General features: G+C 70.8%; 18 protein-coding genes. 10 read left to right on the plus strand and 8 right to left on the minus strand.

Features of this window, described 5'->3' with window-relative positions; genetic code table 11:
- Positions 1-107 precede the first annotated feature (107 nt).
- From IE311_RS02900 to IE311_RS02910, 3 genes are read left to right on the plus strand one after another with little or no spacing between them, the layout of a single operon-like run.
- Entirely contained in the window at positions 108-1,472 is a 1,365-nt protein-coding gene (locus IE311_RS02900) for an ABC transporter substrate-binding protein (RefSeq protein ID WP_189829877.1), read from the plus strand.
- 9 nt (positions 1,473-1,481) lie between these two features.
- On the plus strand, positions 1,482-2,927 hold the full coding sequence (locus tag IE311_RS02905) for a carbohydrate ABC transporter permease (RefSeq protein WP_189829878.1): 1,446 nt from the start codon (positions 1,482-1,484) through the stop codon (positions 2,925-2,927).
- Positions 2,924-3,844, plus strand: coding sequence for a carbohydrate ABC transporter permease (locus IE311_RS02910; protein WP_189829879.1), 921 nt, complete (start codon positions 2,924-2,926; stop codon positions 3,842-3,844). Before IE311_RS02905 ends, IE311_RS02910 begins: the two co-directional genes overlap by 4 nt.
- A 100-nt stretch (positions 3,845-3,944) precedes the next feature.
- On the opposite strand, the gene IE311_RS02915 is transcribed toward IE311_RS02910, so the two are convergent.
- Positions 3,945-4,544 carry a TetR/AcrR family transcriptional regulator gene (locus IE311_RS02915; protein WP_189829880.1) on the minus strand — a complete coding sequence of 200 codons (600 nt, stop codon included), beginning with the start codon at positions 4,542-4,544 and terminating at the stop codon, positions 3,945-3,947.
- 282 nt (positions 4,545-4,826) lie between these two features.
- On the opposite strand from IE311_RS02915, the gene IE311_RS02920 reads away from it, so the two are divergent.
- The 3 genes from IE311_RS02920 to IE311_RS02930 are packed head-to-tail and all read left to right on the plus strand — an operon-like array spanning position 4,827 to position 7,820.
- The gene (locus tag IE311_RS02920) at positions 4,827-5,687 is read left to right on the plus strand and encodes an ABC transporter permease (RefSeq protein ID WP_189829944.1); all 861 of its coding nucleotides are present in this window, start codon (positions 4,827-4,829) and stop codon (positions 5,685-5,687) included.
- Complete coding sequence (locus IE311_RS02925) at positions 5,680-6,489, plus strand: ABC transporter ATP-binding protein (RefSeq protein WP_189829881.1); 810 nt, start codon at positions 5,680-5,682, stop codon at positions 6,487-6,489. The genes IE311_RS02920 and IE311_RS02925 overlap by 8 nt, the downstream gene beginning before the upstream one ends.
- Before the next feature lie 26 nt (positions 6,490-6,515).
- Complete coding sequence (locus tag IE311_RS02930; protein ID WP_189829882.1) at positions 6,516-7,820, plus strand: glycosyltransferase 87 family protein; 1,305 nt, start codon at positions 6,516-6,518, stop codon at positions 7,818-7,820.
- 98 nt (positions 7,821-7,918) lie between these two features.
- On the opposite strand, the gene IE311_RS02935 is transcribed toward IE311_RS02930, so the two are convergent.
- Positions 7,919-12,889 carry an NAD-glutamate dehydrogenase gene (locus tag IE311_RS02935; RefSeq protein WP_189829883.1) on the minus strand — a complete coding sequence of 1,657 codons (4,971 nt, stop codon included), beginning with the start codon at positions 12,887-12,889 and terminating at the stop codon, positions 7,919-7,921.
- Positions 12,890-13,320: 431 nt separating this feature from the next.
- Between IE311_RS02935 and IE311_RS02940 the strand changes: the two genes are divergently transcribed.
- A complete protein-coding gene (locus IE311_RS02940) occupies positions 13,321-13,875 on the plus strand; it encodes a DJ-1/PfpI family protein (RefSeq protein ID WP_189829884.1) in 555 nt (184 codons plus the stop codon).
- 87 nt (positions 13,876-13,962) lie between these two features.
- On the opposite strand, the gene IE311_RS02945 is transcribed toward IE311_RS02940, so the two are convergent.
- Together IE311_RS02945 and IE311_RS02950 are read right to left on the minus strand one after the other, a co-directional pair.
- Positions 13,963-14,634 carry an HAD family hydrolase gene (locus tag IE311_RS02945; protein ID WP_189829885.1) on the minus strand — a complete coding sequence of 224 codons (672 nt, stop codon included), beginning with the start codon at positions 14,632-14,634 and terminating at the stop codon, positions 13,963-13,965.
- 159 nt (positions 14,635-14,793) lie between these two features.
- Complete coding sequence (locus IE311_RS02950; RefSeq protein ID WP_189829886.1) at positions 14,794-15,300, minus strand: DUF6912 family protein; 507 nt, start codon at positions 15,298-15,300, stop codon at positions 14,794-14,796.
- A 276-nt stretch (positions 15,301-15,576) separates the two neighbouring features.
- Here IE311_RS02950 and IE311_RS36535 point away from each other — a divergent pair, with 276 nt between their 5' ends.
- A complete protein-coding gene (locus IE311_RS36535; protein ID WP_229901672.1) occupies positions 15,577-16,092 on the plus strand; it encodes an Rv3235 family protein in 516 nt (171 codons plus the stop codon).
- Positions 16,093-16,175: 83 nt separating this feature from the next.
- Here IE311_RS36535 and secA read toward each other — a convergent pair whose 3' ends face one another.
- Entirely contained in the window at positions 16,176-18,983 is a 2,808-nt protein-coding gene (gene secA / locus IE311_RS02960; RefSeq protein WP_189829887.1) for a preprotein translocase subunit SecA, read from the minus strand.
- Between the two features lie 239 nt (positions 18,984-19,222).
- On the opposite strand from secA, the gene IE311_RS02965 reads away from it, so the two are divergent.
- Positions 19,223-19,810, plus strand: coding sequence for a GNAT family N-acetyltransferase (locus tag IE311_RS02965; RefSeq protein ID WP_189829888.1), 588 nt, complete (start codon positions 19,223-19,225; stop codon positions 19,808-19,810).
- Positions 19,811-20,023: 213 nt separating this feature from the next.
- Positions 20,024-21,193 carry a winged helix-turn-helix domain-containing protein gene (locus IE311_RS02970; RefSeq protein WP_189829889.1) on the plus strand — a complete coding sequence of 390 codons (1,170 nt, stop codon included), beginning with the start codon at positions 20,024-20,026 and terminating at the stop codon, positions 21,191-21,193.
- A 51-nt stretch (positions 21,194-21,244) separates the two neighbouring features.
- Here IE311_RS02970 and IE311_RS02975 read toward each other — a convergent pair whose 3' ends face one another.
- From IE311_RS02975 to IE311_RS02985, 3 genes are all read right to left on the minus strand, one after another.
- Positions 21,245-21,997 (minus strand): response regulator, encoded by a 753-nt coding sequence (locus IE311_RS02975; protein ID WP_189829890.1) that lies wholly within the window; start codon positions 21,995-21,997, stop codon positions 21,245-21,247.
- A 207-nt stretch (positions 21,998-22,204) separates the two neighbouring features.
- A complete protein-coding gene (gene hpf / locus IE311_RS02980; protein WP_189829891.1) occupies positions 22,205-22,885 on the minus strand; it encodes a ribosome hibernation-promoting factor, HPF/YfiA family in 681 nt (226 codons plus the stop codon).
- A gap of 295 nt (positions 22,886-23,180) precedes the next feature.
- Complete coding sequence (locus IE311_RS02985) at positions 23,181-23,990, minus strand: ComF family protein (protein WP_189829892.1); 810 nt, start codon at positions 23,988-23,990, stop codon at positions 23,181-23,183.
- Positions 23,991-24,106 lie beyond the last annotated feature (116 nt).

Here is a 24,106-nt window from a genome sequence, read left to right on the forward strand (position 1 = left end):
CGTCACGATCGCCCACTTGACACGGAAGGCGGTATTGCGGGGCCCCGCCACCCGGCGTAGACCTGTCGGCACGGGACAGCGAAGCGCACGGGAGAGACGGGGCAGCGATGCGTACAACTCTTCGTCCACGCAGGGCCGCGGTGACCATCACGGCGTTCACGGCACTCACCGCACTCGCCCTCGCGGCCTGCGGTGACGGCGGGTCCGGGAAGGACCCGGGGGAATCCGGGCCCAGCGGCGGCGCCCTCCCCCTCAAGGGCGAGAAGATCGAGGTCGCGGCCGTCTGGACGGGCCCCGAGCAGGAGAACTTCACCAAGGTCCTGAAGGAGTTCGAGAAGCGCACCGGCGCCACCGTCACCTTCGTGCCCGCCCAGGACCCGATCGTGAACTTCCTCGGTACGAAGATCGCGGGCGGTTCGCCGCCCGACGTCGCGATGCTCCCGCAGGTCGGCGCGATCCAGCAGGCCGCCGCGCAGAAGTGGCTCAAGCCGGTCGGCCCGGAGGCGAAGGCCCAACTGACCGCCAACTACTCGCGCGGCTGGCAGGAGCTCGGCGCGGTCGACGGCACCCAGTACGGGGTCTATTTCAAGGCCGCCAACAAGTCCCTGGTCTGGTACAACACCGCCGTCTTCGAGAACGCGGGCGCCGCCGAGCCGAAGACCTGGAAGGAGTTCCTCACCACCGCCGAGACGATCTCGGCCTCCGGCGTCACCCCCGTGTCGGTGGGCGGCGCGGACGGCTGGACCCTCACCGACTGGTTCGAGAACGTCTACCTGTCCCAGGCGGGGCCGGCCAAGTACGACCAGCTGGCCAAGCACACGATCAAGTGGACCGATCCCTCGGTCACCGCGGCCCTGACCACGCTCGCCGAGCTGTTCGGCAAACCGGCCCTGCTCGCGGGCGGTACGAGCGGCGCACTGCAGACGGAGTACCCGGCCTCGGTCACCCAGACCTTCACGGGTGGAGACCGGCCGAAGGGGGCGATGGTCTTCGAGGGCGACTTCGCCGCCGTCAACATCGCCCAGACCGAGGCGAAGATCGGCACGGACGCCAAGGTCTTCCCGTTCCCCGCCGTCGGCACCGGCACCACCCCCGTGGTGACGGCCGGCGACGCGGCCGTGGCCCTCAAGGACACCAAGGGCGCACAGGCACTGCTCGCCTTCCTGGCCTCCCCGGACGCGGCGAAGATCTGGGCGGCCGAGGGCGGGTTCCTCTCCCCCAACAAGAACCTGGACCCGTCGGCGTACCCGAACGACGTCCAGCGCGAGATCGCCAAGGCGCTCATCGGCGCCGGTGACGACTTCCGCTTCGACATGTCGGACCAGATGCCGCAGTCCTTCGGCGGCACGCCGGGCAAGGGCGAGTGGAAGGCGCTCCAGGACTTCCTGAAGAACCCGAAGGACATCGCGGGAGCCCAGGCACGTCTGGAGGCGGACGCGGAGAAGGCGTACCGGGCCGCGGCGAAGGGCTGAGGCCCCGGCATGCCGAGGACCGACCGCATCCGCCCCACCGGCGAAGGCGCCGACGGCAGCGACAGCGACAGCACGGACTCCGGTGCGGGTGCGGGTGCCGGCACCGGCACCCGCACCGCCACCGTCACCGTCACCGGCAAGAAGGCCGCGTTCCTCCGCAGCGGCCACCGGAGCAGGACGCTGGCGGCGGGGTTCCTGCTCCCCGCCCTGCTCCTGCTCGGCGCGCTCGTCGTCTACCCGATCGGGTACTCCGTCCAGCGCTCGTTCTTCGACCGCTCCGGCTCCTCCTTCGTCGGCCTGGACAACTACCTCGCGCTCGTCACCGACGACTCCCTCCGCACCGCCGTCCGCAACAACGTGATCTGGCTGGTCCTCGCCCCGGCGGTGGCGACCGCCCTCGGCCTGGTCTTCGCCGTGCTCACCGAACGCGTGCGCTGGGGCACGGCGTTCAAGCTGGTCGTCTTCATGCCGATGGCGATCTCGATGCTGGCCTCCGGGATCATCTTCCGGCTGGTCTACGAGCAGGACCCGGACCGCGGGGTCGCCAACGCCGTCTGGGTCGGCGTCCACGACACCTTCGCCGAGTCCTCCGGGTTCCCCCGGGCCCGGCCGCTGCCCGTCCACCCGCTGAAGGCGGCCGACGGCGGCGCGTTCGTCACCGAGGAACCGGTCCGCGCCGGGGAACCCGTACCGCTGCCCCTGATCGGGGTGGCGCCGGGGAACATGCCGAAGGAGGCCCGCCCGGCGCGGGCCCCGGACGCGGCACCGGAGACGCCGGACACGATCACCGGCACGGCCTGGCTGGACTTCACCCGGGGCGGCGGCGGACGGCCGAACACGGTCGACCCGGCGGAACTCGGCCTCGCGGGGCTGCGGATCGAAGCCGTCAAGGACGGAAGAGTCGTCGCCGAGACCACGGCCGCCGCCGACGGCACCTTCACACTGCCCGCCGACCGGGCGGACGGAGCCGTGCTCCGGCTCCCGGCGAGCAACTTCCGGGAGCAGTACAACGGTGTGGAGTGGCTGGGCCCCACGCTCGTCACCCCGGCCGTGATCGGTGCCTACGTGTGGATGTGGGCCGGGTTCGCGATGGTGCTGATCGGCGCCGGGCTGGCCGCGGTACCGCGTGAACTCCTCGAAGCGGCACGGGTGGACGGGGCGAACGAGTGGCAGGTGTTCCGCCGGATCACGGTGCCGCTCCTGGCGCCGGTCCTCGCGGTCGTCCTCGTCACCCTGATGATCAATGTGCTCAAGATCTTCGACCTGGTCTTCGTCATCGCGCCGGGCTCCGCCCAGGACGACGCGAACGTGCTCGCGCTCCAGCTGTACCGCTCGTCCTTCGGTACGGACGCCGATCTCGGGGTCGGCTCGGCCATCGCCGTCCTGCTGCTGCTCCTGGTGGTCCCGGTGATGGTCCTCAACATCCGCCGCCTGCGCCGGGAGGCCCGCCGATGAGTTCCTCCGCCACCCGCACGCGCGCGCGGACCGACGTCACCACCCCGCCCGCGGGCTCCCCGGCCACCCGGACGTTCGCGGCGCGGGCCGCCGCCCGGGCCGCCGGGGGCGCGGTCCGGGTCTTCCTCGTCCTGGCGGGTCTGTTCTGGCTGCTGCCGACGGTCGGACTGCTGCTCTCCTCGCTCCGCTCGCCCTCCGACATCGCGGCGAGCGGCTGGTGGCAGGTGTTCACGGCCCCGGCCCGGCTGACCACCGAGAACTACACCCATCTCCTCGCGAACGAGACGATCACCGGCTCCCTGCTCTCCACGGTCATGATCACCGTCCCGGCCACCCTGCTCGTCCTCGTCATCGGCTCGTTCGCCGGGTACGCGTTCGCGTGGCTGGAGTTCCCTGGCCGGGACTGGTGGTTCCTGGGCGTGGTGGCCCTGCTCGTGGTCCCCGTGCAGGTCGCCCTGGTCCCGGTGTCGAAGCTCTTCGGGGCGGTGGGGCTCTTCGAGACGACCCTCGGGGTGGTCCTCTTCCACACGGCCTTCGGGCTGCCCTTCGCGATCTTCCTGCTGCGGAACTTCTTCGCGGAGATCCCGCGCGAGCTCCTGGAGGCGGCGCGGCTCGACGGGGCGAGCGAGCTACGGCTCTTCACCCGGGTGGTGCTGCCGCTCGGCGGTCCGGCGATCGCCTCGCTGGGGATCTTCCAGTTCCTCTGGGTCTGGAACGACATGCTGATCGCGCTGATCTTCGCGGACTCGCAGTCGCCGCCGATCACGGTGGCGCTCCAGCAGCAGGTACGGCAGTTCGGCAACAACGTCGACGTGCTGGCGCCGGGGGCGTTCGTGTCGATGGTGGTGCCACTGGTGGTGTTCTTCGCGTTCCAGCGGCAGTTCACGTCCGGGGTGATGGCGGGCGCGGTGAAGTAGCCGGGCGCACGACGGCGGGCGGCGCGGTGAAGCAGTGGCGGGCGGTGACGTGCAGCAGCCGCGCGCACGGCGGCGGGCGGCACGGTGATCGCGCTCGCGCTCAGGCCTTGAGCGCCGCCACCGCCGACCGCGCCAGGTCGTCCACGTACCCCGGGGGCAGTGGCGTACGGACGACGACGAGGCGCCAGTAGAGCGGCCCGACGACCAGGTCGAGGGCGCGGCCCGGGTCGGTGTCCTCCGGGAGTTCACCGCGCTCGGCGGCCTCGCGGACGATCTGTGTCACGACTCCCTGCTGACCGTCGAGGAGCGCGGCGGTGACGGCCTCGGCGATCTCGGGGTTCCGTGCCGCCTCGACGAGCAGGTCGGGGATGACCTGTGAGGCGACCGGGTGGCGCAGGGCGTGCGAGGCGACCTCGAGGAGCGCGCGGACGTCCCCGTACAGGGAGCCGGTGGCAGGCGCCGGCAGGCCCTGCGCGGCGAAGGCGCCGACGAGGTCGAGGACGAGCGAGAGCTTGGACTTCCAGCGCCGGTAGACGGCGGTCTTGCCGACTCCCGCGCGGCGCGCGATGCCCTCGATGGACATCCGGGCGAAGCCGACGGCCGCGAGTTCCTCGAAGACGGCGGCCCGGATGGCCTCGGTCACGTCCTCGCGGAGTACGGCGGCTCCGGCGGGGGCGCGGCGGGGGGTCGGTTCGGTCATGAACGGCATCCTAACCAACGGCGACACCCCGGAACCGTCACGACGATACGGTTGCGTTCCGACGTGGAAGCGTCCTACTGTCCCCGTAGCGACGATACGGACCCGTTCCGTCGCAGACGACGTACGTGCCGCACATCCCCTCGTCGAAAGCGCCCGCCCGTGACCAAGATCCTGGCTCCGCCCGCACAGCAGGCGCCCGCACACCAGGCACCCACGCACCGGGCGCGGCAGACCCCCACCTCGCGCACCCTCACGGAGGACCCGCACGCCCCCGCGGAGGACCTGCGCGCCCTCGCCCTGCGCCACGGCCTCACCGTCAGCGGCGCCCGCCCCTCGCTCCCCGCCTACGTCCGACAGCTCTGGTCCCGCCGGGACTTCATCACCGCCTTCGCGACGGCCCGCCTGACCGCCCAGTACAGCCAGGCGCGGCTCGGCCAGGTCTGGCAGGTGATGACCCCGCTGCTCAACGCGGCCGTCTACTACGCGATCTTCGGCGTCCTCATGGACGCCAAGCAGGGTGTCCCCGACTACGTGCCCTTCCTCATCACCGGCGTCTTCGTGTGGACGTTCACCTCGGACACGGTCATGGCCGGCACCCGGGCGATCAGCGGCAATCTGGGTCTGGTCCGCGCCCTGCACTTCCCCCGTGCGAGCCTGCCGATCTCACTGGCGCTCCAGCAGCTCCAGCAGCTGCTGCTCTCGCTGACCGCGCTCGTCGTGATCCTGTTCTGCTTCGGCGAGTTCCCCACCTGGAGCTGGCTGCTCGCCGTCCCCGCGCTCCTCTGCCAGGCACTGTTCAACACGGGCGTGGCGCTCGTCCTGGCCCGGCTCGCGGCCCGCACTCCCGACATCTCGCAGCTGATGCCGTTCGTGCTCCGCACCTGGATGTACGCCTCGGGCGCGATGTGGTCGATCCAGAACCTGGCGAGCGGCGGGCGCTTCCCCGACGGCGTCGTGCTGGCCCTCCAGTGCAACCCGGCGGCGGTCTACATCGACCTCATGCGCTTCGCGCTGATCGAGAGCCACACCTCCACCCAGCTGCCGCCACACGTCTGGGCGCTCGCCGCCGGCTGGGCCCTGCTGGCCTTCGGGGGCGGTTTCATCTGGTTCTGGAAGGCGGAGGAGGCGTACGGACGTGGCTGAGGCGGAGAGCACCCCCACCGTGGTGGTCGACGGCGTCCACATCACCTACACCGTCCACGGCGGCCGTTCCGGCGGCCGGGGCGCCGCGACGGCCGCGCTGAGCCGGATGCTCCGGCGCGGCGGGTCCGCGCCCGCCGCCCGCCGGGTCCATGCCGTGAAGGGGGTCAGCTTCGTCGCACGGAGAGGCGAGGCAATTGGCCTGATCGGTTCGAACGGATCTGGGAAATCCACCCTCCTGAAGGCCATCGCGGGCCTCCAGCCCGTCGAACGGGGCCAGGTCTACACCCATGGGCAGCCCTCGCTCCTCGGCGTCAACGCGGCCCTGATGAACGATCTCACCGGCGAGCGGAACGTCGTCCTGGGCGGCCTCGCCATGGGCATGAGCCGCGCGGAGGTCCGGGAGCGGTACGCCGAGATCGTGGACTTCTCCGGCATCAACGAGAAGGACGACGCCATCTCCCGCCCGATGCGGACGTACTCCTCCGGGATGGGCGCGCGGCTGCGCTTCTCCATCGCCGCGGCGAAGAGCCACGACGTGCTGCTCATCGACGAGGCCCTGTCCACCGGCGACGCGCGCTTCCGCCGCCGCAGCCAACGGCGGATCGACGAGCTGCGGGCGGAGGCGGGCACGGTCTTCCTGGTCAGCCACTCGAACCCCACCATCACGGAGACCTGCGAACGGGCGCTGTGGCTGGAGGCGGGCACGCTGCGGATGGACGGCCCGGCGAAGGAGGTGGTGGCGGCGTACGAGGAGTTCACCGCGACAGGCACCGGAACAGGGCCCGGGAAACCGGGCAAATAACGCATTGCGGGCTACAGTGCGGAAGGATGACGAACGATCACCCGCAGCAGCCGCACCGGACCGGGACCGAGCCCCCCTCCCTCACCGGGTCCCCCTTCGACTCGGACACCTTCACCTCCGCCACCTTCGTCACCGTCGGCCGCGGCCCCTACCTCGCCCTCGCCTCCGTCTGGCTCCTCACCCGGGTCGGCATGGTCCTGCTGCTCCTCCGCGACAACCTCGGCATCGGCGGGGTGGGCCGCGAGGTGGACCTCTACCGGTACTGGTACTCCCAGTTCGCGCAGGGCACCTTCCCGCCCGGCGACGCCACCTGGCAGTACCCGCCCGGCGCCGGGCTCGTGATCATGTCGCCGGGCCTCCTCCCCTGGCTGACGTACTTCCAGGCGTTCGTCGTCCTCACCCTCCTCGCCGACGCGGCCGTCACCGCCGCCCTCGCCCGCGCCGACAGCGCCCGCCTCACCCACGGCGCCTGGGTCTGGGTCTGCGGCCTGCCGCTCCTGCTGCACCTGCCGCTCGCCCGCTACGACGTCCAGACCACGGCCCTCGCCGTCCTCGCCCTGCTCGCCCTCAACGCCCGCTCCACCGCCTCCCACCGGCTCGGCGGGGCGCTCGCGGGCATCGGCGCGATGGTCAAGGTCTGGCCGGTGCTCGCCCTGATCGGCACCCCCCGCGGCCGAACCAGCCGCGACGCCTGGACCGCCGCGGCCGTCGCCGCGCTCGCCCTCCTCGCCACGCTCGCGCTCTTCTTCTCCGAGCCCCTCGGCTTCCTCCGGCAACAGGGCAGCCGAGGCATCCAGATCGAGTCCCTCGGCGGTACGGCCCTCGGACTCGCGCACGCCACCGGCGTCTGGCCGGGCAAGGTCGATTTCCGCTACGGGGCCTTCGAGTACGTCGGCCCGTACGTCTCCACCCTCGGCCACCTCGCCCTGCTGCTCACCGTCGTCGCCCTCGGCTGGCTGCTCCTGTGGCGCGTCAGGGCCCACCGCTGGACCGCCGCCACCCCGTTCGACGCGGCCCTCACCGCCGTCCTGCTGTTCACCACCACCAGCAGGGTGATCAGCCCCCAGTACATGATCTGGCTGCTCGGCCTGGCCGCCGTCTGCCTGACCTCCCGCACGACGGTGATGCGCCCGGTGGCGCTCCTGCTGCTCCCGGCCGCCGCGCTGAGCTCACTCGCGTACCCCGTCCTGTACGACCAGGTCGTCGCCGGCACACCCCAGGGACTGACCGTCATGGTCCTCCGCAACGGTCTGCTGCTCGCCGCGACCCTGCTCGCCGCCCGCCGCCTGTGGACGTCGACGGTGACGGGCCCCCCGGAGGAGACCGCCTAGCGGACCGGGCGCCCGGGGGAAGGGCCTTGCCCGGACACGGGCGCGCGAAAGGGAAGGGCCCCGCCGGAGAACCGGCGGGGCCCTTCCCTCTCACTCCCCTAGCTGTGCGTACGGAGCAGCGTGCGCATCGTCCGCATCGCCACCGACAGGTTCGCCAGGTCGAAGGTGTCCGAGCCCTGGATCTCCTCCAGGGTGGACTTCGCACGGCCCAGGATCGCCGCGTTCTTCTCCTCCCAGTCCTTGAACCGCTGCTCGGGGCTCGAAGCGCCGTCCCCGGCCGCCAGCACGTCCGCGGTCAGTGCCGCGTGCGCCGCGAACAGGTCCTCGCGGATCGACGCACGGGCCATCGACTGCCACCGGTCGTCGCGCGGCAGCTCGATGATCCGGTCCATCAGGTCGGTGATCCGCAGCCGGTCGGCCAGGTCGTAGTAGACCTCGGCCACGGCCAGCGGGTCCTTCTCCGTCCGGTCCGCGATCCCCACGATGTCGAGGATCGGGAAGGCGGAGGAGAAGCCGGCCACCCGCAGCGCGAGCTCCTCCGGCACGCCGACCTCGGTCAGCTCCTCCACGATCGACTGGTACCACTCCAGGTCCGCGCCGCGCAGCAGGTTCGGCAGCTGCGCCCAGACCTGCTCGACGCGCTCGGCGAAGAACTCGATGGTCTCGGTGAGCTGGAGCGGCTGCGGCCGGTTGTTGAGCAGCCAGCGCGTGCCGCGCTCGACGAGCCGGCGGGAGTGCAGCCGCATCCGGGTCTGGACATCGGCCGGCACCTGGTTGTCGAGGGCCTCGACGGCGTCCCAGACCTGGCCCAGGCGGAAGACGAACCGGGCCGCGGTCTGCGCGCGGACGATCTCCTCGATCGACGCGCCCGTCTCCTCGCGGAGGCGGTGCAGGAAGGTCGAGCCACCGGCGTTGACGGTGTCGTTGACCAGAACGGTGGTGATGATCTCGCGGCGCAGCGCGTGGTTGTCGACGGCCTCGGTGAACTGCTCGCGCAGCAGCGTCGGGAAGTACGCGTGGAGCAGCCCGCGCAGGTACGGGTCGTCCGGCAGCTCCGTGCCGATGAGCTCGTCGGCCACCGTGATCTTGGTGTACGCGAGGAGGACGGCGAGCTCCGGCTGGCTCAGACCGCGGCCGTTGTTGAGCAGCTCGCGGATCTGCCGGTCGTTGGGCAGGAACTCCAGGGAGCGGTCGAGGGCTCCGTCTCGGCCCAGGCGGCGCATGAACCGCTGGTGGGCGTGGAGGAGGGACGGCGACTGGGCGACGGCGTTGGCGAGGGCCGTGTTCTGCGCGTAGTTGTTGCGCAGCACGAGCCTGCCGACCTCGTCGGTCATCTCCGCGAGGATCTTGTTGCGCTGCTTGACGGTCATGTCGCCCTCCGCGACGAGCCCGTTGAGCAGGATCTTGATGTTGACCTCGTGGTCGGAGGTGTCGACGCCGGCGCTGTTGTCGATGGCGTCGGTGTTGATCTTGCCGCCCTGGCCCTCGGGACCGCCGGTGCGGGCGAACTCGATGCGGCCCAGCTGGGTCGCGCCGAGGTTTCCGCCCTCGCCGACGACCTTGGCGCGCACGTCCTGGCCGTCGACCCGGATGGCGTCGTTGGCCTTGTCGCCGACGTCGGTGTTGGCCTCGGCCGAGGACTTGACGTACGTACCGATGCCGCCGTTCCACAGCAGGTCGACGGGCGCGTGGAGCACGGCCTTCATCAGCTCGGCCGGGGTCATCTTGGTGATGCCGTCCTCGATGCCGAGTGCGGCCCTGACCTGCGCGTTCACCGGGATCGACTTGGCGGTACGGGGGTGGATGCCACCGCCCGCGGAGAGCAGCGACGGGTCGTAGTCGGCCCAGGACGAGCGGGGCAGGTCGAAGAGCCGGCGGCGCTCGGCGTACGAGACGGCCGCGTCCGGGTTCGGGTCGATGAAGATGTGGCGGTGGTCGAAGGCCGCGACCAGACGGATGTGCTCGGAGAGCAGCATGCCGTTGCCGAAGACGTCGCCGGACATGTCACCGACGCCGACGACCGTGAAGTCCTCGGTCTGGGTGTCGTGGCCCAGCTCGCGGAAGTGGCGCTTGACGGACTCCCAGGCGCCCCGGGCGGTGATGCCCATGCCCTTGTGGTCGTAACCGGCGGAACCGCCGGAGGCGAAGGCGTCACCGAGCCAGAAGCCGTACGACTCGGCGACCCCGTTGGCGATGTCGGAGAAGGTCGCGGTGCCCTTGTCCGCGGCGACCACCAGGTAGGTGTCGTCCTCGTCGTGGCGGACCACGTCGACCGGCGGCACGACCTCGCCCGCGACCAGGTTGTCGGTGATGTCGAGCAGCGCCGAGATGAAGGTCTTGTACGAGGCGACGCCCTCGGCCAGCCAGGCGTCACGGTCCACGGACGGGTCCGGGAGCTGCTTGGCAACGAAGCCGCCCTTGGCGCCGACGGGCACGATGACGGTGTTCTTCACCATCTGCGCCTTGACCAGGCCGAGGATCTCCGTACGGAAGTCCTCACGGCGGTCGGACCAGCGCAGACCGCCTCGGGCGACCTTGCCGAAGCGCAGGTGGACGCCCTCGACGCGCGGGGAGTACACCCAGATCTCGAACGCCGGGCGGGGCGCGGGGAGGTCCGGGATGGCCTGCGGGTCGAACTTCATCGACACGTAGGAGTGCGGGGTGCCGTCGGCCGTCTTCTGGAAGAAGTTGGTCCGCAGGGTGGCCTTGATGACGGTGAGGAAGGAGCGCAGGATGCGGTCCTCGTCCAGGCTCGCGACCTGGTCGAGGGCGGCGTCCAGCTCCTCGAGGAGGGCGTCGATCAGCTCGGTGCCGGCGCGCTGGCGCTCCGGCGCCATCCGGGCCTCGAAGAGGTTGACCAGCAGCCGGGTGGTGTGGACGTTGTTGCGGAGGGTGTCCTCCATGTAGTCCTGGCTGAACGTCGCACCGGCCTGGCGCAGGTACTTCGCGTAGGCGCGCAGCACCATCGCCTCGCGCCAGGTGAGCCCGGCGGAGAGGACGAGCGAGTTGAAGTTGTCGTTCTCCGCCTCGCCGGTCCAGGTGGCGGAGAAGGCCTCCTGGAAGCGCTCGCGCGCGTCGTCGCCGAGGTAGTCGCCGCCGTTGCCGGTCGAGACGGGCATCCGCAGACCGAAGTCGTAGATCCACGCGTGCGTGCGGTCGGCGCAGCGCAGCTCGTAGGGGCGTTCGTCGGTCACCTCGACGCCGAGCCGGTTGAGCACCGGGAGCACGGCGGAGAGGGAGATCGGATCACCCGTCTTGTAGATCTTGAAACGGCGCTCGCCGGGGCCCGCGACGACCGGCTCGTACAGGGAGAGCGCGAAGTCCTTGCCGCTGGTACGGGCGAGGGCCTCCAGGTGGACCAGGTCGGCGACGGCCGCGCGCGGCGAGTGGTCGGCCTTGTAGCCCTCGGGGAAGGCGTTGCCGTAGCGGCGCAGCAGCTCGGCGGCACGCTCCTCGCCCAGCTCGGCGTTGAGCGCCTCGCCGAAGCCGTCGGACCAGGAGCGGGCGGCCTCGACGAGCCGGGTCTCGATGCGGTCGACGTCGGCGTCGGTGAGCTTCGCCAGCTCGGTGCCGGGCTGGACGCGGACGACGAAGTGCAGCCGGGACAGGATCGACTCGGTGTTCCAGGCGGTGAAGTCGACGCTGGTGCCGTCGAGCTCCTCCTTCAGGATCTCGATGATCCGCAGCCGGACGCGGGTCGTGTAGCGGTCGCGCGGCAGGTAGACGAGGGCCGAGTAGTAGCGGCCGTACTCGTCCTGGCGCAGGTAGAGCCGCAGCCTGCGCCGCTCCTGGAGGTACAGGACGCTGGTGACGATGGACTGGAGCTGGTCGGCCGGGGTCTGGAACAGCTCGTCGCGCGGGTACGTCTCCAGGATCTGGAGCAGGTCGCGGCCGTCGTGGCTGTTGGGCGAGAAGCCCGCGCCCGCCAGGACCTCCTGGACCTTGCGCTTGACGACCGGCACCCGGCGGACGGACTCGGTGTACGCGGCCGAGGAGAACAGGCCGAGGAAACGGCGCTCGCCGATGACGTTGCCGTCGGCGTCGAACTTCTTCACACCGACGTAGTCGAGGTACGAGGGGCGGTGCACGGTCGATCGGCTGTTGGCCTTGGTCAGGATCAGCAGCTTGTGCTCGCGCGCCTTGGCGCGGACGTCCTCGGGCAGTCGGCTGAAGGAGGGCGAGACGGGGTGGGCGTGGTGGCCCTGGTCGTCGCCCGTGTGCTGCGGGTCGGAGCGCAGGATGCCGAGACCGGTGCCGGGCACGGCGGCCAGGGCGTCCCCGTTGACCAGCTGGTACTCGCGGTAGCCGAGGAAGGTGAAGTGGTCGTCGGCGAGCCAGCGCAGCAGCTCGCGGGCCTCCTCCACCTCGGTGGGACGCAGGTCGGAGGCGGTGGGCTCGGCCGGGAGGCCCTCGGCGATCCGCAGCGCGGCGTCGCGCATCTTGTCCCAGTCCTCGACCGTCTCGCGGACGTCGGACAGGACACGCAGCAGATCGGCGGTGATCTGCTTGAGGTCGGCGCGGTCGGTCTCCCGGTCGATCTCGACGTGGATCCAGGACTCGGTGAGCGCGTCGTGCGGCAGCTCGCCCTGGATCTGTGCCGACAGGACCTCGATGAGCTTGCCCGTGAGGTCGCGGCGGACGAGGACCTGCGGGTGGATCACGACATGGATGCCGCGGCCCTGGCGCGAGAGCTCGTTGGTGACCGAGTCGACGAGGAAGGGCATGTCGTCGGTGACGACCTCGACGACGGAGTGGCTGCTTGTCCAGCCGTTCTCCTCGACCGTCGGAGTGTGGACACGCACGTTCGCGGTGCCCTGCGGGCGGTTCTCCGCCAGGCGGAAGTGCGAGAGCGCGGCACCGAACACGTCGACCGGGTCCCGGTCGCCGAGGTCCTCCGGCGCGGTGTGCAGGTAGTAGCGCTGGAGGTACTCGAGCACGGTGTCCCGGTCGGGGCGCTTCCCGGCACCCTCCGGGCCCGTCGGAAGTCGCCCCCCGACCGGGCTGTGCTCAGCTACCCGAGCGGCCCTTTCGAGCAGCTCGGCCTTGGCTTCGTCCAGCTTGGTCTGCATGTCCTCTGACTCCTGTCGCGCGCCGTTGCGTGACGTCGGTGGAAGAAAGGACACAACGCCTCGACGCGGTGATTCCGGTCGAAGTCGACGTTATGCCCGGATGAGAGATGCCCAGGTCGTTATCAGCCACAGAACGCGGCGTGCCCGGACGGAAGGGATCGGCGAACGCACGGTCGGCCCGGCCGCTGTCGCGGGTCGGGCGGCAGCCGGGGGCTTCACTGCCCCCTCGGCGTATCGCGCTGATCACGGCAAAAGCCTATCGCCCCCGACCCCCGAACCGTCATGAGCCGTATGTGTACAAAAGAGGGGGTGGAAGTTTGACGTTATGGACAGCGACACATGTCCTCTTGGCAAAGCGCCCCGCCGCGGGCAGCGTGTACGCGAGCATGGGCACTGCACGGCAGACCGACCATCTGTGATCTGGGAGAGCCATGGCGAAGATCCTGATCGTGACCGGGGACGCGGCGGAGTCGCTGGAGGTGATGTACCCCTACCAGCGGCTGCTCGAGGAGGGCTACGAGGTCGACATCGCGGCCCCCGCCCGCAAACAGCTCCGCTTCGTCGTCCACGATTTCGAGCCCGGCTTCGACACGTACACGGAGAAGCCCGGCTACACCTGGCCCGCCGATCTGGCCTTCTCCGAGGTGGACCCGGGCGCGTACGTGGCGGTGGTCATCCCGGGCGGCCGGGCGCCGGAGTACCTGCGCAACGACCCCGAGCTCCGCAAGATCCTCAAGTCCTTCTTCGACGCCGACAAGCCGGTGGCCCAGATCTGTCACGGCCCGCTCCTGACGGCGGCGATCGGCGGGCTGGAGGGCCGCAGGGTCACGGCCTACCCGGCCCTGGAGCTCGACATGCAGGCGGCCGGGGCGACGTTCCAGGACAGCGCTGCGGTGGTCGACGGCCTCCTGGTCTCCTCCCGGGCCTGGCCGGACCACCCCACCTGGATGCGCGAGTTCCTGAAGGTCCTCCGCGCGAAGGGCTGACACGGCAGAGCGGTCGCGGGCGGCATCCCACCGCCCGCGATCCCGTTCATCGCCGGCCAGGCCGTCGGCACCGGCGGGCCGAGCCCGTCAGACCAGCTCCTCCGCGACGGCCACGGCCTCGGCCAGCGAATCCACTACGGGCACACCCACCCGCTCCAGGGAAGCCCGACTGTGCGATCCGCCGGTGAAGAGCACCGCCTTGGCCCCGACGTGCTGCGCCGCCAGAGCGTCGTCCGCGGCGTCACCGATGACGACGACCCGCTCCGCCGGAACCCCGCCGAGCGCGGCCAGGTGCCGCACCATGTGCCCGGACTTCCCGTCCGTGGACGTGTCGACCCGCCCGTCCATCCGCACGAACCGCTCGGCGATCCCGTGCCGTCGCACCAGCGGGATCAACTCCGCGTGGGGCGCCAGGGACAGCAATGACTGCGTGAAGCCCGACTCCTGCCGCGTCGCGAGCAGCTCCGCGGCACCGGAGGTGAGTCCGCAGGCCTCGGCCCGCTCCCAGTAGTGCCGGTGGAAGGCGCCGTCCATGACGGCCCACTCGGCGTCGGTGGGCAGCCGCCCCATGAGCCGCTCGTAGAACTTGGGCACCGGCACCGTGTACAGGTCGCGGTACCGCTCCAGAGTGATCGATGCGAGCCCGAGCTCGGCGAAGGCGGCATTGGTCGCCCCGATGACCGCGCCGATGTCGTCGAGCAGTGTGCCGTTCCAGTCCCAGACCAGGTGCTTGCCCCGCAAGCCGTCGCGCTTCCCCATGGAAAGACGGTACCCGGCCACTCGGACACTCAAGATTCGGGCACGGAATCGGCGAAAGCCGGCCGGTCGAGTCGAACGGCCGCGCGAGCCGAAGGCGCCGACGGGCCAGGATGCCGGAGAGGCCGGGAGAGGCCGGAGAGGCCGCGGGGACCGTGCCGCTCAGCCCAGCAGCGCCGGAATCTCCTGCACCCCGAACCACAGCAGCTCGTGGTCCTCGGCTCCGTCGACGACGAACTGCGCGTCGTCGTCGCCCTTGTCCGCCGCGCCCAGCGCGTCCGCCGCCGCCGTCACGTCCGCCACCGCGTCGCACGCGTCGGCGTGCACGGCCGCCGCCTTGGCGAGCACGACGGGTCCGGTGATCCGCACCTCGCCGATGGAGGCGACGGTGAGCCCCCCGTCGGGGTCCGCGACCGCGTCCTTGTCCGCGACGTCGACGGCCACGACGATCCGGCGCCGGGGCGCCTCGGGGTCGCCGGCCAGGAGGCGCAGGGAGGCGGCCGCGGCACGGTTGAGCGCCGCGTACTCCAGCTCCTCGATGTCGTCGGAGACGTACCACTCCCGCAGGGCGGGGGTGACGGCGTAGGCGGTCAGCGGGCCGGATCCCAGCTCGCCCGCCTTGTGCGCCTGTGCGAGACCGGGAAGGGTCAGGGGGACGTACACGCGCATCGGCTGGCCGCTTTCGTAGACGGAGAGGCCCTCAGGATACGTGGGGAGTCCCCCTTCGGGCTTGCCGCCCGGAGTCGTCGTACGTCCACTCCCGGAAGCCCTCACCGGTACCCCCGGGAGCCGATTTTCCCCGGTGTCACCCGGATAGGTGATTCCATTTTCGACGCGCCCCGCGGATACGGAGTCCTTGCGGCCCCTCCGGGCCCACCCGTACAAGATCCCCAACGGAAAGTTACCGACTGGTATCACTCGGTTACGCAACGACAGGGGCCCGCCATGACCACCACGCTCGCCACGACGACGCCCACGCCCACCGCCACCCCGCCGCACCCGGCCACGGCGACCACCCGGCCCCGCACCCCCCGCCCGCGCACCGCCCCCGGAGGCCCCGCCGGCACCCGCCCCCGCGGCCCCGCCGGCACCCACCCCCGCACGACCGCCCCGCCCCGCGCCCTCCCCCCGCACACCGTCTTCGCCGAACGCCTCCTCGCCGTGTTCAGCGGGGAGCGCCCGGTCCACTGGATGCTGGGCCACACGGTCGGCGAGGCGTACGAGCAGCTCGTACGGATCGCCCCGGAGACGCCCCTGCGGTCCCTCGGGCCCCGCCCGGTCCTGCGCCGCTGCTCGGTCCAGGTGCACGAGGGGCGGACGGTCGTGGAGGCCTTCGCGACGATCGCCACGGGCCCCCGCGTCCGGGCGATGGCCTTCCGGCTCGAGCGCGGCGCCGACCACCGCTGGCGCTGCGCCGCCGTGGAGCTCGACGGCCTCGGTGCGACGGCTCGCCGGACATGACGAAGGGGCCGGCCGCCCACCGGGCGACCGACCCCTACGCGAAGAACTCACCGCCTCGGCGGCACTCCTTCAGACGACGTGTGTCACTTCTTGCGACGACGCCCGCCGCCGCCCGCGTTCTTCTGCGCCTTGCGACGCTCCGCGCGGGTCATCCCGTCGCCGGCGTCCACGTCGTCGGAGGCGAAGTCGCCCTCGACGACACCGCCGTCGCCGTCCACGGTCGGCGCCGAGAAGTGCAGCCGGTCCGGCCGCTGCGGGGCGTCGAGCCCCTTGGCGCGGATCTCCGGACGCCCGGCCGGCACCGCGTCCTGCTTGTCCAGCGAGGGAGCGCTCGCCTGCACCGGGACCTCCTCGACCTGCTGTTCGACCTGGACCTCCAGGTTGAACAGGTAGCCGACGGACTCCTCCTTGATGCCCTCCATCATGGCGGTGAACATGTCGAAGCCCTCGCGCTGGTACTCGACCAGCGGGTCCTTCTGCGCCATCGCGCGCAGGCCGATGCCCTCCTGGAGATAGTCCATCTCGTAGAGGTGCTCGCGCCACTTGCGGTCGAGGACCGACAGGACCACGCGCCGCTCCAGCTCACGCATGATGTCCGAGCCGAGCTGCTTCTCCCGCGACTCGTACTGCTCGTGGATGTCGCCCTTGATGGACGCGGCGATGAACTCGGCGGTGATGCCCGCGCGGTCCCCGGCCTCGTCCTCCAGCTCCTCCACGGTGACCTTCACCGGGTAGAGCTGCTTGAAGGCGTTCCACAGCCGGTCGAGGTCCCACTCCTCCGCGAAGCCCTCGGCGGTCTCCTGGCGGATGTAGTCGTCGATCGTGTCGTCCATGAAGTGCTGGATCTGCTCGTGCAGGTCCTCGCCCTCCAGGACGCGACGGCGCTCGCCGTAGATGACCTGGCGCTGCCGGTTGAGGACGTCGTCGTACTTCAGGACGTTCTTGCGGGTCTCGAAGTTCTGGGTCTCGACCTGCGACTGCGCGGAGGCGATCGCCCGGGTGACCATCTTGTTCTCGATCGGCACGTCGTCCGGCACGTTGGCCATGGCCATCACGCGCTCGACCATCTGCGCCTTGAACAGACGCATCAGGTCGTCGCCGAGCGAGAGGTAGAAGCGGGACTCGCCCGGGTCGCCCTGACGGCCGGAACGACCGCGCAGCTGGTTGTCGATACGACGGGACTCGTGGCGCTCGGTGCCCAGCACGTACAGCCCGCCGAGGTCCTTGACCTCCTCGAACTCCGCCTTGACGGCCTTCGCGGCGCGCTCCAGGGCGGCGGGGAGGGCCGCGGCCCACTCCTCGACGTGGTCGACCGGGTCCAGACCGGCCTGGCGCAGCTCGGCCTCGGCGAGGTCGTCCGGGTTGCCGCCGAGCTTGATGTCCGTACCGCGACCGGCCATGTTCGTGGCGACGGTGACGGCGCCGCGGCGGCCGGCCTGCGCGACGATGCTGGCCTCGCGGTCGTGGTGCTTGGCGTTGAGGACCTCGTGCTGCACACCGCGCTTGGAGAGCTGCTGCGAGAGGTACTCGGACTTCTCGACGGAGGTCGTGCCGACGAGGATCGGCTGACCCTTCTCGTGCTTCTCCGCGATGTCGTCGACGACGGCGGCGAACTTGGCGACCTCGGTCCGGTAGATCAGGTCGGACTGGTCCTTGCGGATCATCGGCCTGTTCGTGGGGATCGGGACGACGCCCAGCTTGTAGATCTGGTGGAACTCGGCGGCCTCGGTCATGGCCGTACCGGTCATGCCGGAGAGCTTCGAGTACAGGAGGAAGAAGTTCTGCAGGGTGATCGTGGCGAGGGTCTGGTTCTCGTCCTTGATCGCCACCCCTTCCTTCGCCTCGATCGCCTGGTGCATGCCCTCGTTGTAGCGGCGACCGGCGAGGATACGGCCGGTGTGCTCGTCGACGATCATGACTTCGCCGTCCATGACGACGTAGTCCTTGTCCTTCTTGAACAGTTCCTTCGCCTTGATGGCGTTGTTCAAGTAGCCCACGAGCGGGGTGTTCACCGACTCGTAGAGGTTGTCGATGCCGAGCCAGTCCTCGACCTTGGCGACACCGGCCTCGTGGATGGCGACGGTGCGCTTCTTCTCGTCGACCTCGTAGTCGCCGGTCTCCTCGATGCCCTTGAGCTGGTTTCCGGGCTCGCCCTTGGAGAGACGGGTGACGAGCTTCGCGAAGTCGCCGTACCACTTGGTCGCCTGGTCGGCCGGGCCGGAGATGATCAGCGGCGTACGGGCCTCGTCGACGAGGATGGAGTCGACCTCGTCGACACAGGCGAAGTTGTGGCCGCGCTGGACGAGCTCGTCCTTGGACCACGCCATGTTGTCGCGCAGGTAGTCGAAGCCGAACTCGTTGTTCGTGCCGTAGGTGATGTCGCAGCTGTACTGCTCACGGCGCTGCGCCGGAGTCATGTTGGCGAGGATGCAGCCGATGGTCAGACCGAGGAAGCGGTGCACCCGGCCCATGAGCTCGGAGTCGCGCTCGGCCAGGTAGTCGTTGACCGTGATCAGGTGCACGCCCTTGCCGGAGAGCGCGTTGAGGTACGCCGGGAGGGTACCGACGAGGGTCTTGCCCTCACCGGTCTTCATCTCGGCGACATAGCCGAGGTGGAGGGCTGCGCCACCCATCAGCTGGACGTCGTAGTGGCGCTGACCGAGAACACGCTTGGCGGCCTCGCGCACCGTCGCGAAGGCCTCGGGCATCAGGTCGTCGAGGCTCTCGCCGTCGGCGTACCGCTGCTTGTACTCATCGGTGAGCGCCCGCAACTCGGCGTCGGAGAGGTTGGTGAAGTCCTCTTCGATGGAGTTGACCTGGTCCGCGATGCGGTGCAGTTTGCGCAGGATCTTTCCTTCGCCTGCACGCATGAGCTTGTTGAAGACGGACACTGAGGCTGGTCTCCTTGCCGGTCGGGCCTGGCACTGGGTCTTGTCATGGACGCGAGCGCGGGCACGGCAGGTGGTCCCCACCGCAACGGCCATCGTAAGCGAGACCGCCCTCGCGAAGGGAGGCCCACAGTGCCGGAGCCGTACGCCCGCCCGGAAAGAGAACGCACGAGGTGGGCGGAAGGTGCCGCCCCACCCGAAAAGTGTTCGCTTCCCGTCCCCCGTCTCACCACAATCCACGCATGGAGCCGATCACCCTCACCACCGACCGACTGCGTCTGCGGAACTTCGTTCCCGAGGACCTCGAAGCGGTGTACGCCAGCTGCCAGGACCCGGACATCCGCCGCTGGACCGTCGTCCCCGACCCCTACACGCGACAGGACGCCGACTTCTTCGTGCACCGGCTCGTGCCCGACGGCTGGCGCGACGACAGCTCGTACGCCTTCGCCGTCGAACCGCTGGCCGGCGGCCCGCTGCTCGCCGCCGTCGCCCTGACCGGTCGCGACACGGGAGTGTGGGAGGTCGGCTTCTGGCTGCGCGCCGAGCACCGCGGCAGCGGCTATATGACGGAGACCGTCCGGGCCGTCGCCCACTGGGCCTTCACCGGGCTCGGCTGCACGCGTCTGGTGTGGCGCGCCGAGATCGGCAACGTCGGCTCGCGCGCGGTGGCCGAGCGGGTCGGCTTCGTCATGGAGGGCGACCAGCGCGCCGCCCTGACCAACAAGGGAACGCTCCGGGACTGCTGGATCGGTGCGCTGCTCCCCTCCGACTTCGGCCTCACCGGCCCCCTTCCCTACCTCCCGGCCCGCGATCTGCCGTCCCGCCCCTGACTCCCCGGCCCACCGCCCGCGACGCCCCCGGCCCTCCCCTGCCGCTCGGGCCCCGCCTTCGCGTCCCGACTCCCGGCCCGCCACCGGCCCCCGGCCCCGGCCCGCCGCGCCCGCCCCGGCCCGACCGGTCCCCCTCCCCCCTCCCTCCCCCGCCCCCACGGCTCCGGTTCACCGCCCGGCCGACTGTCAGTGCCGGGGCCTAGGGTGCCGTTCATGACGACTGCGCCGCGCCCCGCCGCCGAACTGTCCGCCGACGAAGCACGCCGGATCGCGCTGCGCGCGCAGGGATTCCTGGGCGCGCCCGACCGGCGCGCCGGGGTGCGCGGGGTGCTGCGCGCGCTCGGCCAGGTGCAGCTCGACACGATCTCCGTCCTCGCCCGCTCGCACGAGCTCATTCCGTACGCGCGCCTGGGCGCCGTCGGCCGTACGACGGTCGAGGACGCCTACTGGACCGGGTCCCACGCCTTCGAGTACTGGTCGCACGCGGCCTGCGTGCTGCCGGTCGAGGAGTGGCCGCACTTCGCCTTCCGCCGCCGCGCCTACCGCAACCGCCCCCACTGGGGCCACGAGCTGTCGCCGGGCGCGTACGACAAGGTGATCGACCAGCTGCGGGCCGAAGGCCCTCGGACGGCGACCGAGCTGGGCGGCGCCAAGAACAAGGGCGAGTGGTGGGACTGGTCCGACTCCAAGATCGCCGTCGAGCGGGCGCTGATGCACGGCGAGGTGGTCGTGGTCGAACGGCGCGGCTGGAAGCGGGTGTACGACCTGGCGGAGCGGGCGATCCCGCAGGACCTGCTCCACGACGAGCTGGACGACACGGAGTGCGTGCGGCGGCTCGTCCGGCAGGCCGGCGAGGCGCTGGGAGTGGGTACGCGCGCGGACATCGCCGACTACCACCGGCTCAAGGGCGAGCAGTTCGACGCGGTGGTCGAGGCGGCGGGTCTGGTGCCGGTCACGGTCGCCGGCTGGGGGAAGCCCGCCTGGGCGGATCCGGCGGCGCTGGCCTCGGAGCCGCGCGGCCGGCACCGTACGACCCTGCTCTCGCCGTTCGACTCGCTGATCTGGGAGCGGGCCCGGACGGAGCGGATCTTCGGCTTCACGCACCGCCTGGAGGCGTACGTACCGAAGCAGAAGCGGGTGCACGGCTACTTCGCGATGCCGGTCCTCGCCGGGGGCCGGCTGGTCGGCCGGGTGGACCCGGCGCGGGAGGGCAGGACGCTCGTCGCCCGCCAGGTGACGCTCGACGGCCCGAAGGCCGTGCCGGCGGTGGCGCGGGCACTGCGCGAGGCGGCCGAATGGGTCGGCTGTGAGGCGGTGTCGGTGGTGCCGGACCGGGTGAACCACCCGGAGCTCGTACCGGAGCTGGTGCGCGCCCTGGGCTGACCGCCCGGGCGGCCGGAGGCCCGCGGGGCCGGCCGAGCCCACGGGGGCCGGCTACCGGATCTCGAGGATCTTCTCCCGCATCGCGTAGACCACGGCCTCCATCCGGGAGTGCAGCTGGAGCTTCTCCAGGATGTTCCGGACGTGGTTCTTCACGGTGTTCTCCGAGATGAACAACTCCTTGGCGATGTCCCGGTTGTTCATCCCGGTCGCGACGAGCTTGAGGACCTCCAGCTCACGGTCGGTCAGCCGGGGCGCGGGCACGAGCCTGCGCTCGTCGGTGCGCTGGATCATCGACTTGAACTCGGTGAGGAGCTTGGAGGCCATCGAGGGGCTGATCTGCGACTGTCCGTCCGCGACCGCGCGGATGGCCGTCGCGACCTCGTCGGTGGAGATCTCCTTGAGGAGGTAGCCGGTGGCCCCCGCCTTGATGGCTTCGTAGAGGTCGGCCTCCTCGTCGCTGATCGTCAGCATGATGATCTTCGCGCTGGGGGCCACCTCCTTGATGGAGGTGCAGGCCTCGATACCGCCGCGCCGGGGCATCCGTACGTCCATCAGGACGATGTCGGGCAGCAGATCGGCCGCCTTGTCGACGGCCTCGGCGCCGTCCCCGGCCTCACCGACGACCTGGATGTCCTCCTCCTGCGCGAGGACGATCTCGAGTCCGCGGCGGAAGAGGGCGTGGTCGTCCACGACGAGGACCCGGATGGGCTCCTTCCGGAATCCACCGCTGTCCGAATCCGATCCCTCCGGGACCGCACTACCGTGCTCGCGCCCGCTGAGCACCGGCCCGAAGCTGTCCGCCATCGTTCCTCCCCCTGAAGGCCGTGGCCTGAATTCGTTTCCGGTCCTCCAACCGGCACTCGATGAGCACCGGTTGGCGTGCACGTCATGATTTCATGCCCCGGCGCCGTCGGTGTGATCCGTGGACGCACAAGGGTGCCCCTGGGGGCGCGAAGGTCGCTCCAGGGGCACCGTGAGGGGCAACTGAGGTGTGGGGGGCGCCGAGTGGCGTCAGCCGCCGAGCGCACCACCGGCGCCGCCACCCTCGGCGAGCGGGTCGCTCTCCAGATGGATGACGCCGTAGTCGTACGCGTGACGGCGGTAGACGACGCTCGGCTGCTTCGTGTCGGAGTCGACGAAGAGGTAGAAGTCGTGCCCGACCAGCTCCATCTCGTAGAGCGCCTGGTCGAGCGTCATCGGTGCGGCCCGGTGGGTCTTCTCACGGACCACCAGCGGGCCTTCGCCCTGGACTTCGATCGAACCCATCATCGTGGTGGGCACCTTGTCGGACTCGTCGGCGACGAGCTGGCCGTCTCCGTTGAGCTGGGCGGCGCCGGGCACCACGTCCCCGACCTCCGCCGCCGAAAGCCTGCCGTTTCCACGGCGGGTGTACCGCTTGTCGTGCTGCTTGCGCAGTCGTGCCTCGAGCTTGTCGCTGGCGAGGTCGAGCGCTGCGTACGGGTCGCCTGCCGCAGCCTCCGCCCGGATCACCGGGCCTCGGGAGTGGAGGGTGATCTCCACGCGGTCGGACCTGTCGGCCTGCCGCGGGTTGGGCTCCTTGGACACCTCGACGTCGAGGCTGATCACCTTGCCGTCGAGCTTCTGGATCTTCTCCAGCTTCAGCTTCTCGGCCACATGCTTGCGGAACCGCTCGGGCACCTCGGTCTTGCGGCCCTTGACGACGATGTCCACGCAGAACTCCGTTCCCGGATCGCCCGGATCGGCTCCTTGGCCGCCGGGCATCTCCCTTTGCACCAGACTCCGGTGGATTACCGGAGCTCGGACTTGGCGACTTTCACCTCCTCCTCCCCAGTCGACATGATCCCCACCCCATCGACAAGAGGTTAATTCGCCCTGAACTCCCGTCCTGTAGGCGCAACCATGTATTCGGTGAGGCGATGGCTTTCACCATTCCTCACAACCGAACATAGCCCCTCCGGACGGGTGTCGGCACCCGCTACCGCGACATACCTCCGTTCGGGCGCTTTCACCTCTCACCACCTGCAACGATCCAAGATCTTGGAGAGTTCCGGTTTATTTCGAACGAAGCGGGAGAGGATGCGATCACAGCCGCCACCCGCTGTTCGAATCCGTGCTGCGCCGAACCGGCCGGTAAACCGTGCGGTATTCCAGGAATGAACGGAAGTCGTACGGCTCCGAGAGCGCGCGCCGCCTCCGCCAGCGAGGCGCCGGTGGTCATCAGGTCGTCCACCAGGACCACCCTTCCCGGCCCGAGCAGCCGCCCGCCGCCGGGCACGACCTCCAGCGCGCCGGAGAGGTTCGCGAGACGTCCACGCGCCCCGAGACCCGCCTGGTCCGCCACGTACCGCCGCTGCCGCAGCACGGGCACGACCCGCGCCCGCCGCCCGGCACTCCGCAGCCGGGCCGCCGCGGCCAGCGCGACGCGCCGCGTCGGATCGTGGCCACGCGCCCGCACGGAGCGCCGCGAGGACGGCACCGGCACAAGGAGAAGCGGTCGGGTCGCGAGGCCCTCGACGGGCCCGGCAGCGGCCTCCACGGCGACGGCCAGGGCTTCGCCCAGGGGCCGGGCGAGAGTGAGCGCACCACGTTCCTTGTGGGCGATGAGGAGTTCCCGTACGGCGTCGGTGTAGGGCGCGACGGCATGGACGACGGGCAGCCCGGCGGGCTCGGGCGCAGGACGGACCCTGCGCGGACCCTCCCCCGCCCCGCTCAGCACGGCCGCGCAGGACGGGCACAGCTCCGTACGCGGCCGGCCGCAGCCTCCGCAGGCGACCGGCAGCACCAGCCCGGCGATCTCGCGCCACCACCCCCGCATGGCTCCACTGTGCGCCTTCCCCGGCACCCCGGCCACCCCTGTGGAAAACCCGCGGGAGCCACCGAAGTACGTCAGGTGCGCACCGTGAACGTCAGGTGCGCACCGGCCGGACCGTC

The sequence above is a fragment of the Streptomyces zaomyceticus genome, from assembly GCF_014656215.1.
GTDB classification, from domain to species: Bacteria; Actinomycetota; Actinomycetes; order Streptomycetales; family Streptomycetaceae; genus Streptomyces; species Streptomyces zaomyceticus.